This is a genomic window from Kitasatospora sp. NPDC048540 (genome assembly GCF_040651175.1).
Lineage (GTDB): Bacteria > Actinomycetota > Actinomycetes > Streptomycetales > Streptomycetaceae > Kitasatospora.
Genome location: NZ_JBEZIR010000037.1, coordinates 19,750 through 33,597 on the forward strand (window position 1 = coordinate 19,750; position 13,848 = coordinate 33,597).

Here is a 13,848-nt window from a genome sequence, read left to right on the forward strand (position 1 = left end):
ATCAACTGCTCTCTGTTGGTGGTCCGGTGGTGGATCAGACGGCGACGGCGGCGGGGTAGGCGAGTTCGGCCAGCGCGGCCAGGTCCGGCGCGGTGAACAACGCCTCCAGCGGCAGCTCGCGGCCGCCGTCGGCGGTCACCCGGGCGGCGATCCGCAGCAGTTGGCGGCTGGTCACACCCATCGCGAACAGGTCGTCCGCCGGGGTGAGGCGGGACCGGGCGGCCCCGGTCTCCTCGGCCACGATCCGCGCCATCCGCTCGAACGGCCCCTGCGGTACGGCCGCCGGCCCGGTGGCCGGCACCTGCGCGGCGGGTGCCGGCGCCTGCACGGCGGGTGCCGGGACCTCGGCGGCAGGTGCCTGAGCTGCCGGTGCCTGGCTCGCCGGTGCCTGGCTTTCCGGTGCCTGGCTCGCCGGTGCCGGGGCGGCCGGGACCACGGCGGTCACGGACTCCTCGGCGGGCAGCGGCACCCGGCGTACCGTCAGCGGCACCGGGGGCAGTGCGGCCCGGGGTGCCGCCGACCGTCGTGCCGCCTGCGGCGCGGCGCCGCCGGCCGCCCAGTCGGCGAGTCCGGCCCGCTCCTCCTCCGGGGCCCGTGCGGCGCCGACGGTGACGCCGGAGCCCTCGCGGGTGACCCGCTCGGCCAGGGTCCGCAGATCGGCGGCGGCCCGGTACCGGTCCGTCACCACCACGCCCCGCGCCGCGCGGTCGCGGCGGCCCTCCCGCAGGGTGCGGGCGGCGGCGGCCAGCGTGAGGCCGGGCTCGCGGTCGAACTCCAGCGCCAGCGCCCGGGCCCAGCGGGCCAGGTTCCCGGTGGTGTCGGCGGACAGCGGCAGGGCCTCCACCCGGTCGTCGTCGGCCGGTACGGCGGGGGCGGGCCGCTGCGGCGGCTCCTCCACCACCAGGCTGCCGTAGGACCCGCCGCCGGCGAATCCGTTGACCAGTGCCCGGCGGGTGGCGTCGGGTCCGGTGCGCCACCGGTCGGCGCCCGGGCCGGCCACCACCACGGCGCCGCTCCGCCCGGCCAGTGCCGGGTTGGGTGCCGAGGTCCGGCGGGTCGGGTAGAGCCGGTCGCGGCGGAACTGGGCGATCACCTTGCCGAGTTGGGCGAAGACCGAGGCCGCCTCCAGGTGGCCGGTGGCCGGCTTGACCGATCCCACCGGGACCGGTCCCATCGGGGTCGCGCCCGCCGGGCCGTGGCCCGCCGTGTCCGGCGCCGTCCCCTCGCCGCCGAAGAGCCGCCCCAGCGCGGTGAACTCCAGGGCGTCGGCCAGCGCCGCCCCGGCGGCCGCCGCCTCGACGTAGCCGATGTCCGCCGCGGTGCGGCCGGCGTCGGCGAGCGCGGCCCGCATCACCTGCTCCTGCCGCAGCGGGTCCGGTACACCGAACTGCCGGGTCCGGCCGGAGTGCACCAGGGCGCCGCCGGTCAGCACCGCGTGCACCGGGTCGCCGTCGGCCAGGGCCCGGTCGAGCGGCTTGAGCAGCACCGCACCGATGCCCTCGCCGACCAGCCAGCCGCTCGCCCGGTCGGTGAACGCGCACGAGTCGGGCTGCTCGGCGACCAGGCCGAGTTCGGACAGCACGTCCAGGTGGTCGGGGTGCAGCACCAGGTTGGTTCCGGCGGCCAGCGCGGCCTCGCACCGGCCGTCGGCCACCGCCCGCATGGCCGCCTCGACGGCGGCCAGTCCGGAGACGCAGCCGGTGTCGAGCACCAGGCTCGGCCCGGTCAGGCCGAAGGCGTGCGAGACCCGGTGGGCCAGGCCGCCGCGGGTGGCGTGGGTGCCGGGCCTTCCGTCGGCCCGCGCCGCCACCCCGTACAGGGCGTGGTCCTGCCACATCGAGCCGACGAAGACGCCGACCGGTCCGGCGGCGGAGAGCTGCTCGGGGGTGAGGGCCGCGTCCTCGACGCAGTGCCGGGCGACCGTCAGCAGCAGCCGCTCCTGTGGGTCGAGTGCGGCGAGTTCGCCCTCCGGGAGGCCGAACTCCTCGGCCTCCACGGCGGTGACGTCCGCCAGGTAGCCGCCGACCGCGGCGCCGGCCCGGCGGGCCCGGGACTCCAGCGGGGCCCAGCGTCCGGCGGGGGCCGGGCCGACCGCGCTGCCGCCGGCGGCGAGGAGTGCGTCCAGCTCGCGCAGGTCGTCGGCGCCGGGCAGGCGGGCGGCGAAGCCGATCACGGCCACCGCCCGGGTGGCGGCGGGGCCGGGACGGGCGCCCTGGTCCCGTTCCGCCGCGACCAGGTCGGCCCGGCGGTCCAGCGCGGACTGCGGCAGCGCACCGCCCCACAGGGACAGCAGCAGCTCCTGGTCGTCCGCCAGGGCGAACCGGTCCCGTACCGCGCCGAAGTCCATCTCCCCCACGGCGCACAGCCCGAGACCCCGTCCGGGTGCCGCGGTCAGCAGCAGCTGGGCGATGTGGCCGGCCTCGATGGTCGAGAACCGGGCCGCGTTGCGCTCGCCGTACGCCGGTGCGATGGCCGCCGGGGTGGACACCAGGAAGACGCCGAACGCGGCGGACTCCACCAGCGCGCGGTTGTGGAACACATGGAGGTCGGTGCCGAACCGGGCCTGCGGGTCGACCGCCACCAGGGTCCGCTCGCCCGGGTGCAGGTAGTACAGGCCGCCCTCGGTGTCCTGCACCGCACCCGGCCTGACGTACAGGTAGACCTGCACCGGGTAGAAGCCGCCGGCCGACGGGTAGCGGTGCTTCTGGCGGCCGTCGAGCTCGCCGCGCGTCAGGGTGCCGAGCAGCTCGGACAGCCGGTCGAGGGGCAGCGGCTCGGCGGCGAACTCCCGGAACGACGAGGCGTCGTACAGCGCCCGGTCGTGCTCGGGTCCGGCCGGCGCCAGGGCGACCCTCGCCAGCTCGGCCGGCAGCCGGCGCTCGGCGATCCTGGCCTCCTTGAAGGCCGCCTTCGCCTGCGGGTCGAGGGCGATCCGCACGTCCGTACGCCGCTCGGACGCGGGCTCCGGCGCGGGGGCGGCCGGCTGCGCGGGCCGCGGCGCCGGGGCGAGGGCGTCCGCGATGCCGCGGGCCGTGGGGGCGAGGATGAGGGCGTCCACCGGCACGTCCACGCCGAACCGGTCACCGAGGAGCTGGGCGAGCCGGATCAGGGTGAACGAGGTGGCGCCCAGGTCGAACAGGTCGGCGTCCGGGTCGACCGCGTCCACGCCGAGCAGGGCGGCCGCCTCGGCCGCCACCGCCTGCGGGTCCGCGATGGCGGCCGGTGCCACCGGAGCCGGGGACGGCCGGGCGGCCGGCGGGCGGGCGGCGTCCACCGCCGCGAGCAGCGCGGTCACCGTGGGGGCGTCGATCAGGACGTCGACGGGCAGCGCCACGCCGGTCAGCCGCTCGATCTCCTGGGCCAGGCGGATCAGGGTGAACGAGGTGGCGCCCAGGTCGAACAGGTCGGCGTCCGGGTCGACCACGTCCAGGCCGAGGCTGTCGGCCACCACCGCCGTGATCCGCCCGGCCGTGTCCTCGGGCGGGGTCGGCGCGGCAGCCGGGGTCGGCGGGTGCGGGATCGGGTGGGCGGGCACGGTGTCCTCCTCGTTGCGGGTGGTGTCGTCCGCCGGGGCGGGCGCCGCGGGCGCCGCGGGCCCGGCGGTCCCGAAGAGCGCGGCGGCGGCGGTGCGGTCGAGCTTGCCGTTGGCCGTCAGCGGAAGCCGGTCGACGAACCGGAAGCTGCTCGGGACCAGGTAGGGCGGCAGGGTCCGGGCCAGGGCCCGGCGCAGGGTCCCCACCGACGGGGCGGGCACGCCGTCCCCCTCGATGCAGACGGCCGCGAGCACCTGTTCCTGCGAGGTGTGGTCGGTGACCGGCAGCACCCGGGCCTCCAGCACCCCGGGCAGCGCGGTCAGGGCGGCCTCGATCTCCTCGGGTTCGATCCGCAGGCCGCGCAGCTTGAACTGGCCGTCGATCCGGCCGAGGTAGCGGAGTTCGCCGTCCGGGCCGAGCTGCCCCAGGTCACCGGTCCGGTACAGGCGCGGTGACGGGTCGTCGGCGAACGGCGAGGCGATGAACCGCTCCGCGGTGAGCTCCGGCCGCCCGTGGTAGCCGAGCGCGACGCCCGCACCGCCGATGACGATCTCCCCCGGGGTTCCGTCGGGGACCTCGGCCAGCCGCTCGTCGACCAGGTGGATCCGGGTGTCGGAGATCGGCCGGCCGATCGGCACGGTGGCCTCGTCCCAGTCCCGGCGGCACGCCCAGTGGGTGACGTCGATGGCCGCCTCGGTGGGCCCGTAGAGGTTGTGCAACTCGGCTCCGCCGGGCATCACGTCGAAGAACTGGCGCATGGTCGGGACGGGCAGCGCCTCCCCGCTGGCGAAGACGTACCGCAGCGAGTCGCAGTCGGCGGCGGTGCGCTCGCGCAGGAACAGGCCGAGCACGGACGGGACGAAGTGGGCCACGGTCACCCGCTCGTCGCGCAGCAGCCGGGCGAGGTAGCCGGGGTCGACGTGGCCGCCGGGACGGGCGACCACGATCGAGGCGCCGGCCAGCAGCGGCCAGAAGAACTCCCAGGCCGACACGTCGAAGCCGTACGGCGTCTTCTGGGCGACCCGGTCCCCGGCGTCCAGCGGGAAGCGGTCCTGCATCCAGCGGACCCGGTTGACGAAGCCCCGGTGGGTGTTGCGGCAGCCCTTGGGACGGCCGGTGGTGCCGGAGGTGTAGATCATGTACACCGGGTCGTCCGGGCCGACCCCCGGCTGCGGGGCCGTGGCCGGCCGGGCCGCCAGCCGGGCCCGGTCCTCGTCCCGGTCCTGGCAGAGCACCAGGGCGCCGGTCGCGGCCGGGACGGCGGCGCGGGCCGCGTCGGCGACCACCACCCGGGCGCCGCTGTCCTCGAGGAGGTAGCGCACCCGCTCCGGCGGGTTGGCCGGGTCGACCGGCACGTACACGGCACCGGCCCGCACGATGCCGACCAGGGCGACCACCAGGTCGTCGGAGCGGTCCATGTGCACGGCGACGTGGTCGCCCGGGCGAACGCCCATGGCGGCCAGCTGGTGGGCCAGTTGCGCGGTCCGGCGGTCCAGCTCGCGGTAGTCGACGGTGCGCCCGTCCCACCGCACGGCCGTCCGGTCGGCGTACCGCTCCAGCGCCCGGTCGATCAGCTCCGTCATGGTCGGCGAGGTGTCGGCCGGGGCCGGCGCCGAATCCGGGACCAGGGCCGCGGCCGGGCGGGGTGGCACGGCCAGCGCCGGGCCGTCGGGGGCGGCCGCACCGTCGAGGAAGGAGCGGACCCGCTGCGCGTAGCGCTCGAACATCGCCGCCAGCCGGTCCGCGGGCAGGCAGCCCTCGGCGGCGTCCCACTGGCCGACCAGGTCGTCGCCGACCAGCAGCGGCACGTGGTCGAGGGCGACCTGCGCGGTCTGCGACTGGCTGGCCCGCAGCCGGACACCGCGCGGGTGCAGCGCGGGGTCGATCGCGGGGACCCGGGTGAAGACCACCGGCAGCCGCAGCCCGCCGCCCGACCGGAACACCCGCCCGCGCAACTCGGCCAGCCCCGGCTGGAGTTCACCGCGTTCCAGGTCGGCCCGGGTCCGGGCCCACAGTTCCCGGGCACGCTCGGCGAAGTCCTGCGGCAGGGTGTCGTCCACCACCACCCAGGCGAGCTGGGTGAAGTCGGCGACCATCTGCGCGGCGCCCGCGAGGCCCGCCGGCCGGTCCCAGGACACCACCGTCACGGTGAACGGGTCCGGCCCGAACTCGCGGCGCAGCTCGTCGGTGTAGGCGGTGAGCAGCACCAGGTCGGCCGGGACCCCGATGGCGGCGGCACGCTCACCGAGCCGCCGCCAGGAGCCCAGGTCGGCGCGGTGGTGAAGGCGCCGGGCCTGCGGCTCCGGGTCGGGGAGCGCCGGTCCGTTCGGTAGGGCGGCGAACTTCTCGCGCCAGGCGAGGCGGGCCGCCCGGGCCTCCTCGTCGCGGGCACGTACGGGCCGGTCCGCCAGGTACGGCCGGGGGTCGGCGGGGGTGTCCAGCATCCGCCGGTCGCCGTCGTGCAGCGCGAAGAGCTGGCCGAACAGCAGGGCGAAGCTGCGGGCGTCGGCGAGCAGCGCGTCCAGGACGACGTGCAGCACGGTGGTGCCGTCCGGCAGCAGGCTGGCCTCCAGCGCGTACATCGGGCGGCCGCCGAGCGGGAAGGTGCCCTCGCCCAGCCGGGCCGAGACCGCGGCCAGCTCCCGTTCGACCGCGGCCGTCCCGTCGGGGCCGGCGGGCAGCGCCGTCAGGTCGTGGCGGGCGATCCGGTACCGCGGGACCTCGGCCGCGACCTCCAGCGTGCCGTCCGGGTGGACGGCGGCCCGCAGCATCGGATGGTGGGCCACCAGGTCGTTCCAGGCCGCCTCCAGGGCGTCCACGTCGTGGTGCTCCAGCAGGAACTCCTGCTGGACGCGGCTCTCGGCGGCGCCGCCGAGGCCGCCCAGCCGCCCGACCAGGTACGCCGACTGGATCTCGGTCAGCGGGAGCCGCGACGGGCCCGCGGCCGCCGGGACGGTCGCGGTCGGTCGGGCCTCGGTGTCCCACACCGCGGGCCCCCGGTCGGCGACGCGCGCCAGGCTGTCGAGCAGGCGCCCGAAGGCGGCCCGCACCAGGGCCTCGTCCAGCGCCTGCGGCAGGAAGTCCCAGGACACCTGGAGCGCTCCGGCGTGCTCCTGGACGCACATCTCCAGCTGGACGCCGGGGGTGCGGGTGGCGGACGCGTCGGCGTCCACCAGCGCGGCCCAGTTGCCGGGGTCCTCGGCCCGCTGGTCGGCGATGCTGCCGAGCAGGCTGGTGAAGACCACCGGGACGGCGGCCGCCCGGCGGCCCGGCGAGGTCCTGGCCCGCTCGCGCAGTGCCCGCACCCCGCTGACGTCGGTGTGTTCCAGGTCGCGCCAGAGCTGCCCGCGGACCTCGGCCACCAGTTCGCCGAGCGTGCCGGTGGGCCGGGGGGCGACGAACACCGAGGTGGACAGGAACGGCCCCACCAGGCGCGCCACATCGGGGTGGAGCGGACGGCGGTTGTAGGTGGTCAGGACCATCGGCAGCGCGCCCGCCCCGGGCGCGGACAGCGCGGCGGCGGTCAGCGCGAGCAGCATCGCGGACGGCGTCGCCCTGGCCTCCAGCGCCGCCTCCTTGGCCCGCTCCCACTGCGCACGCTCCAGCCGGAGGGCGAGCCGCCGGTGCGGGCCGTCACCGGTGCCGCCGGCGGGCGCGTCCGGGGCGGCCGGGCGGGCGAGCGGCAGCGGCCGGTCGAAGTCGGCGGTCGCGAGCTTGTCGCGCCAGTAGCCGAGCGAGGTCCCGGACGGCCGGGTCGCGGCGGTGGCCAGCGCGTAGTCACGGAAGCCGACGGCCGGCCGGACGGGCCGCTCGCCGAAGGTGTACCGGGCGTACCAGTCCTGGAGCAGCAGGGAGACGCTCGGGCCGTCGGCGATCAGCTCGTCGACGGTGAGCATCACCCTGGTCCGGTCGCCCGGCAGCTGCGCCACCCCGACCGCGAACAGCGGCCAGTGGTGGGGATCGACGGCGGCCGCGGCCTGCGCGCGCAGCTCCCCCAGCGCCTCCCGCAGTTCCGCCGGGCCGGCCGCGGTGAGGTCGCGGACGACCGGCCGGTACGCCGGGACGTGCTCGCGGACCACCTGGCGGGCGTCCGGCAGCAGGTGCGCGCGCAGCATGTCGGTGTCGGCGACGAGCCGGTTCCAGTCGGCGGCGAGCCGGTCGGCGTCGAGCCGGTCCGTCTCGAACTCGAGGTGGATCTGGGTCCCGGCGCCGTCGGCGCCGGCCGTGCTGCGCCCGACGTAGAAGGACTCCTGGACCTCGGTCAGGGGGAACGGCCGGTGCCGGTCGGCGGGGCTGGTCTGGATGGTCATGGCGTGACGCCAACTCCCTCTGTTTCAGGCCCGGTCGTGGGCGTGGTCGGTGGTCAGCCGGGCGGCGAGTGCGGTGAGGGTCGACTCGCTGAGCAGCTGGAGGGGCAGGGTCGCCCCGAACTGCTCGGTGATCTCGAAGCGGAGGTTCATCAGGTTGATCGAGTCGATGCCGTGCTCGAGCAGGGTGCGGTCGGGCGCCGGGGAGCCGGCGGTGTCCGGCAGGAAGCCCCGGACGAGGCGGGTGAGCCGTTCGGCCACCGGGTCCGGCGCCGGGTCGGCCGGGAGTGCGGGGCCGGCCGGGACGGGGGTCAGGTCGGCGGTGTCCGCGTCCGACGGGCCCTCGCCGGGCTGGTCGGTGAGCCACAGTCGGCGCCGCAGGAAGACCGAGGGCGGCAACGCGACGCGCCCGGCGGCCGGTTCGTCCGCCGCACCGGCACCGACGTCGAGTCCGGACAGCCACAGCTCGCCCAGCTGGTGCAGGCGCGCGTTGCGCCACAGCTCGGACAGGAATGCGGTGGTCTCCGGCAGTGAGCCGAGCTCCCGGTGGCCGCCGCCCTCGCGGACGTCCGCGGACCGGACCGTCGTGCCGCTCGCGCCGCCGGCCTCCGGCCGGGCGAACCGGGCCAGCGCCGCGGCCAGTTCGGCGGTGTCGGCGGCCACCACCGCGAGGCGGTGGTCCATGGCCGCCCGGCCGGTGCGCAGCGAGTGCGCCACGGCCCGCAGATCGGTGGAGCCCTCGGGGCTGCGCAGCCACCGGGCGAGCCGGTCGGCGGTGGCCGCGAGGTGGTCCCGGGTGGGAGCGGAGAGCAGCACCAGTTCCGGGCCGGCCGCCGTGGTGGTCGCGGGGGCGGTCTCCGCGGGCCGCCCGTACCGCTCGGGCAGGAACTCCTCGACGATCACGTGGGCGTTGACCCCGCCGGCGCCGAACGAGCTGATCCCGGCGCGCCGCGGCAGCGGGCTGCCGTCGGGACCGGTGACCGGCTGCCAGCGGTCGGCGGTGTGCTGGAGCACGAAGCGGGTGTCCGCCAGCCGCAGGCCCGGGTTGACCGGGTCCGCGTGCAGGGTGGGCGCCAGCGTCCGGTGGCGCAGTTGCAGCACCACCTTGGTGAGCGCGGCGATGCCCGCCGCCGACTCGCCGTGCCCGACGGCGGACTTGACCGAGCCGAGCGAGCAGGGGGCCGCGCCGTCCCCGGCCCGGCCGTAGGTGTCCTGAAGGCCCGCGAGCTCGACCGGGTCGCCGAGTTCGGTGCCGGTGCCGTGCGCCTCGATCACGTTGACGGTGGCCGGGTCCACCCCGGAGTCGCGCAGCGCGGCGCGTACCACCCTGGCCTGGGAGCGCGGGCTGGGGGCCGTGAACCCGTTGGTCCGGCCGCCGTGGGCCACCGCGCTGCCCCGCACCACGGCGTGGACGGTGTCGCCGTCGGTGAGCGCCCGGGCGAGCGGCTTCAGCACGACGGCGCCGCCGCCCTCGCCGGGGCCGAAGCCGGACCCGCCGGCGCCGAAGCTGCGGCACCGGCCGTCCTCGGCGAGGAACCCGGACTGCCGCAGCATCCGGAACCGGGACGGGTGGACGTACAGGTTCACCCCGCCGACCAGTGCGGCCGCGCATTCGCCGCGCCGCATGGCGTCGAGTGCCAGGTGCAGCGCCACCAGGGAGGAGGAGCACGCGGTGTCGACGGGCTGGCTGGGGCCGCGCAGGTCCAGCAGGTACGACAGCCGGTTGGGCAGGCTCCAGTAGTGCCCCGACGGCATGTCCCGGTGCCCGGCGGCCCAGCGCTCGGCGCCCAGCAGCCGGTAGTCGCTGGAGGTGATGCCGGCGAACACGCCCACACTGCGGCGTTCGCCGTCGGCCGCGACCAGGGTGTCGAGACGGGGACCGGTGTACCCGGCGTCCTCCATCGCCTCCCAGGCGACCTCCAGGAACAGCCGCTCCTGCGGGTCCAGCAGGGTGCCGTCGTGGCCGGACAGGCCGAAGAACGCCGGGTCGAACGCGTCGATCCCGTCCAGGAAGTGGCCCCGGGCGCGGACCCCGCCGGCGTCCGGCCAGCGGTCGGTCGGCAGCTCGGAGACGGTGTCCTTGCCGTTCAGCAGGTTCTGCCAGAAGGCGTCCAGGTCGGGGGCGTGCGGGTAGCGGCCGCTGATCCCGATCACGGCGAACCGGTCATCGGCCGGTGCCACGGTCGGCACCGCGGTCGCCACCACGGCCGGCACGAGGCCCGGCACGGGGGCAGCCGGGGCGGCCGCCGTCGGCCGGGGCTCCCGGTCGGCCAGCAGGCCGACCAGCTCGTCCAGGTCCCGCAGGCCGAAGAGCATCTCCGGGCCGACCGGTGCCACCTCGGCGCTGAGCCGCGAGGCGACGGTACGGATCATCACGGAGTCCAGGCCCAGCGACTCCAGCGAGGTACCGCCGCCGACGGCACCCACCGGCCGGCCGATGGCATCGGCCACCGTCCGGTGCACCAGGTCGGCGAGCACGCCCCGCCGGGCACCGTCGGCCGCCGGAACGGGCCGCTCCGAACCGGCCGTGGCACCGGCGGCCGGCCACTGCCCGGCGCGGTCCTGCGGGGTCGGGTCCTGCGGGGTCGGGTCCGGCTCGGTCAGCTGCGGCTCGGTCAGCTGCTGTTCGGCCAGGTGGCGGTGCCAGCGGGCGGCGTCGCCGTGGAAGAGCGAGACCACGGCCGGGCCGTCCGAGGCCAGCAGGCGGTCCAGCGCGGCGAGGGCGGTGGCGGCGGGCAGCGGGGCCATGCCGGTCTGCTGCCGCACCACCTCCAGGACCGGTGCCGGGATCGTCATCCCGGGGACGTCCCACAGCGGCCACTGGACGGACAGGGTCCGCCCGGACCGCTCCCCGCGGGCCACCCGGCCGGCCCGCCGGGTGGCGAAGCCGTCCAGGAAGGCGTTGGCGAAGGCGTAGTCGCTCTGCCCGAGGTTGCCGGTGACTGCGGCGACCGAGGAAAACAGCACGAACGCGTCCAGCGGCAGCGACGCGGTCGCCTCGTCGAGCGCGGCCGCGCCGAGGATCTTGGGGGCGAGCACCTCGGCCACGTCCTGCGGCGTCTTGCGCAGCAGGTAACCGTCGCGCACCACGCCCGCGGCGTGGAAGACGCCGTGCAGGGCGCCCTCGGTCCGCAGCACGTCCTTGACCAGGGCGGCCGCCGCCCCCGGCGCGCCGAGGTCGGCCGCTGCGTAGCGCAGCCGCCCGTGTCCGGCCACGGTCCGGCGGACCGGTGCCGGGAGGTCCGCCCAGGCCGTACGCCCGCACAGCACCACCCGGGTGCCGGGACGGTCCGTCAGGTGCCGGGCCAGGGCCGACCCGATCCCGCCGGCCCCGCCGCTGACCAGGTACACCCCGTCCGGCCGGGCGGTGGGGACGGCGCCCGGCAGCTGCCACGGTGCGAGCACCCGCCGGGTGCGCGCCGCGGTCCGCAGGTCGGCCAGGTGCCCGTGCCCGGGCGCCGGGGCGGCCGCCTCCGCGAGCAGCCGCCGGACGTCGGGGGCGCCGTGCGCAGGGACCAGCACGGCACGTCCGGCGAGCCGGGGGTTCTCCTGACGCAGGGTCTGGACGAGCGCACCGGCGGCGTCGGCGCGGGTGGGGTCCGCGGTGACGACCAGCAGGGTGAGCTGCTGGGTCCGCAGGACGGCCAGCGCCGTCCGGGCGGCGTCGAAAGCGGCCAGGTCCGCCGCGAGCGCCTGCTCCCCCTCGGCCGTCCCGGCGTCGGAGGTGAGCCGCAGGACGACGGTGGCGGCGCTCGCCCCGGCCGCGCGGACCGCCTCGGCGGCGGCCCGGTCGGCGCCGAGCGGGTGGACCTCGGCCCCGGCGGCGGCCAGGGCGGCCGTCAGGTCGCCGGCCGGGTCGTGGACCAGAAACGGGCCCGCCGGGCGGCCGTCGGTGGCGGGCAGCGGCGCCGGGACCCACTCCTGCCGGTGCAGCACCGGCGGCGCCTCCCCGCCCGCGAGGCCGGCGAGGGCCGGTGCGGCGGCCTCACCGCTGTCCACGTAGTGGCGCTCCCGGGCGAACGGGTAGCCGGGCAGCGACAGCCGCCGGTGCCGGGCGGCCGGGCCGACCGCCGCCCAGTCGACCTGGTGGCCCTGCACGTACAGCCGCGCCAGTGCCGCCAGTTCGCCGCCGGTTGGCCGCTCGCCCAGGCGCTCCAGCAGCCGGTGCAGCAGCTCCCGCTGGGCCTGCCGGACCGCCGGGTCGACCACCGCGGACCCCGGTGCGGCGTCCGGCGCGGACCCGGTCCGCCGGGGGTCCGGCCGGCCGTCGGCGAGCAGGTCCAGCGACTCCAGCAGTTCGTCGCGGCCGGTGACCAGCAGCGCGACGCGGTACGGATGGTGGGTCCGGGCGACGGCGAGGGTGTGGGCGATATCGGCGGCGCGGGCCCCGGCGCCGGGGCCGCGCAGCCAGCGCGCCAGGTCCGCCGCCTGGGCCGCGGCGGCGTCGGCACGCCGGCCGGAGAGCGGGACCAGGACCGGCATGTCGTCGGCGGTACCGGCGGCAGCGGGTCCGCTCCCGCGGCCGGGCGGCTGCTCGACGACGACGTACGCGTTGGTGCCGCTGAAGCCGAAGGAGCTGACCGAGGCCCGCCGCTGCCGCCCGTGACCGGCGGTCAGCTTCCGGCGCCGTGCGGCGACCGTGAACGGCCCGTCGGCGAACGGGATCTGCGGGTTGGGCCGATCGTAGTGCAGGGACGGCGGGACCTCGCCGGTGCCGACCACGCCGACGGCCTTGAGCAGGCCGGCCAGCCCGGCGGCGGCCGAGGTGTGGCCGATGTTGCCCTTCACCGAGCCGATCGGCACGCTGCCCGGTGCCAGTCCGGCCCCGGCGAACGCCTCGTTGAGCGCGGTGATCTCGATCGGGTCGCCGAGCGGGGTGCCGGTGCCGTGGCACTCGACGTAGTCGATCCCGGCCGGGTCGACGGCGAAGCGCCGCATGGTGTCGCGGACCAGGGCGGCCTGCGAACGGGCGCTGGGCGCCGTGATGCCGTTGGTCCGCCCGTCCTGGTTGAGCCCGGACGCCCGGATCACCCCGTGCACCGGGTCACCGTCGGCGAGCGCCTTCGACAGCGGCTTGAGCACGACGACCGCACAGCCCTCACCCGGCACGATGCCGTCGGCGGCGGCGTCGAACGGCCGGCAGCGCCCGTTCGGCGACAGCATCCCGGCCCGGCTCATGAAGACGTGCGGGAGCTCGGTCAGGTAGAGCGTCACCCCGCCCACCACCGCCAGGTCGGCCTCGTCGAGCCGGAGCGACTGGCAGGCCAGGTGCAGGGCGGTGAGCGAGGACGAGCAGGCGGTGTCGACGGTGACGGCCGGGCCCTTGAGGTCGAGGTGGTAGGCGATCCGGGCGGCCAGGAGGGAGTTGGAGTTGCCCTGCATGACCTGCGGGAGCCGGGCGTGCGGGCTCTGCCGCTCGATCAGGTCCCGGTAGTCGTTGAGCATCACGCCCGCGTACACACCGCACCGGGAGCCGGCGAGCGAGCCGGCCGGCTGCCCGGCGTGCTCCAGCGCCCGCCACGCCTCCTGGAGGAAGAGCCGGGCCTGCGGGTCGGTCAGCTCGGCCTCCCGGGGCGTCATCCGGAAGAAGTCGGCGTCGAAACGGTCGGCGTCCGCCACGTACGCGCCCCAGCGGGAGACCGACCGGCCCTCGGCGGCCGGGTCCGGGTCGTAGAACTCCTCGGTCCGCCAGCGCTCCGGCGGCACCTCGGTCACCAGGTCGTCGCCGTCCAGGATCCGCTTCCAGAAGGTGTCCGCATCGGCCGCGCCGGGGAAGCGCGCGCTGTAGCCGATGATCGCGACCGGTTCGGTCGCGGCGGGCTCGGGGGCCGGGGCGGACGTCGGCGCGGCCGCCCCGGCCGGGGCCTCGGCCACGACCTCAGCCTCGGCCTCGGCGCCGAGCAGCGCCCGGGCGGCGGCGGCCCGGTCCAGGCCCCCGTCCTTGAATCGGGTCAGGATCTCTTTCGCGTCCATCAGTTCTCGCGGTCCTCGCGTCGGCGGTGGCAGGG

At 77.3% G+C, this 13,848-nt stretch carries 2 protein-coding genes; both read right to left on the bottom strand.

All coding sequences use genetic code 11. The features are described 5' to 3' along the window. Positions 1-34 precede the first annotated feature (34 nt). Positions 35-7,843: an amino acid adenylation domain-containing protein gene (locus AB0D08_RS17140; protein ID WP_359889566.1), complete on the bottom strand. Its 7,809-nt coding sequence runs from the start codon at positions 7,841-7,843 to the stop codon at positions 35-37. Between the two features lie 24 nt (positions 7,844-7,867). Continuing rightward, a complete protein-coding gene (locus tag AB0D08_RS17145; protein WP_359889569.1) occupies positions 7,868-13,813 on the bottom strand; it encodes an SDR family NAD(P)-dependent oxidoreductase in 5,946 nt (1,981 codons plus the stop codon). Positions 13,814-13,848 lie beyond the last annotated feature (35 nt).

Excerpts from the sequence above, each read along its gene's own strand:
- AB0D08_RS17140 (WP_359889566.1), bottom strand. The coding sequence starts at position 7,843 with ATGACCATCCAGACCAGCCCCGCCGACCGGCACCGGCCGTTCCCCCTG.
- AB0D08_RS17145 (WP_359889569.1), bottom strand. The coding sequence starts at position 13,813 with ATGGACGCGAAAGAGATCCTGACCCGATTCAAGGACGGGGGCCTGGAC.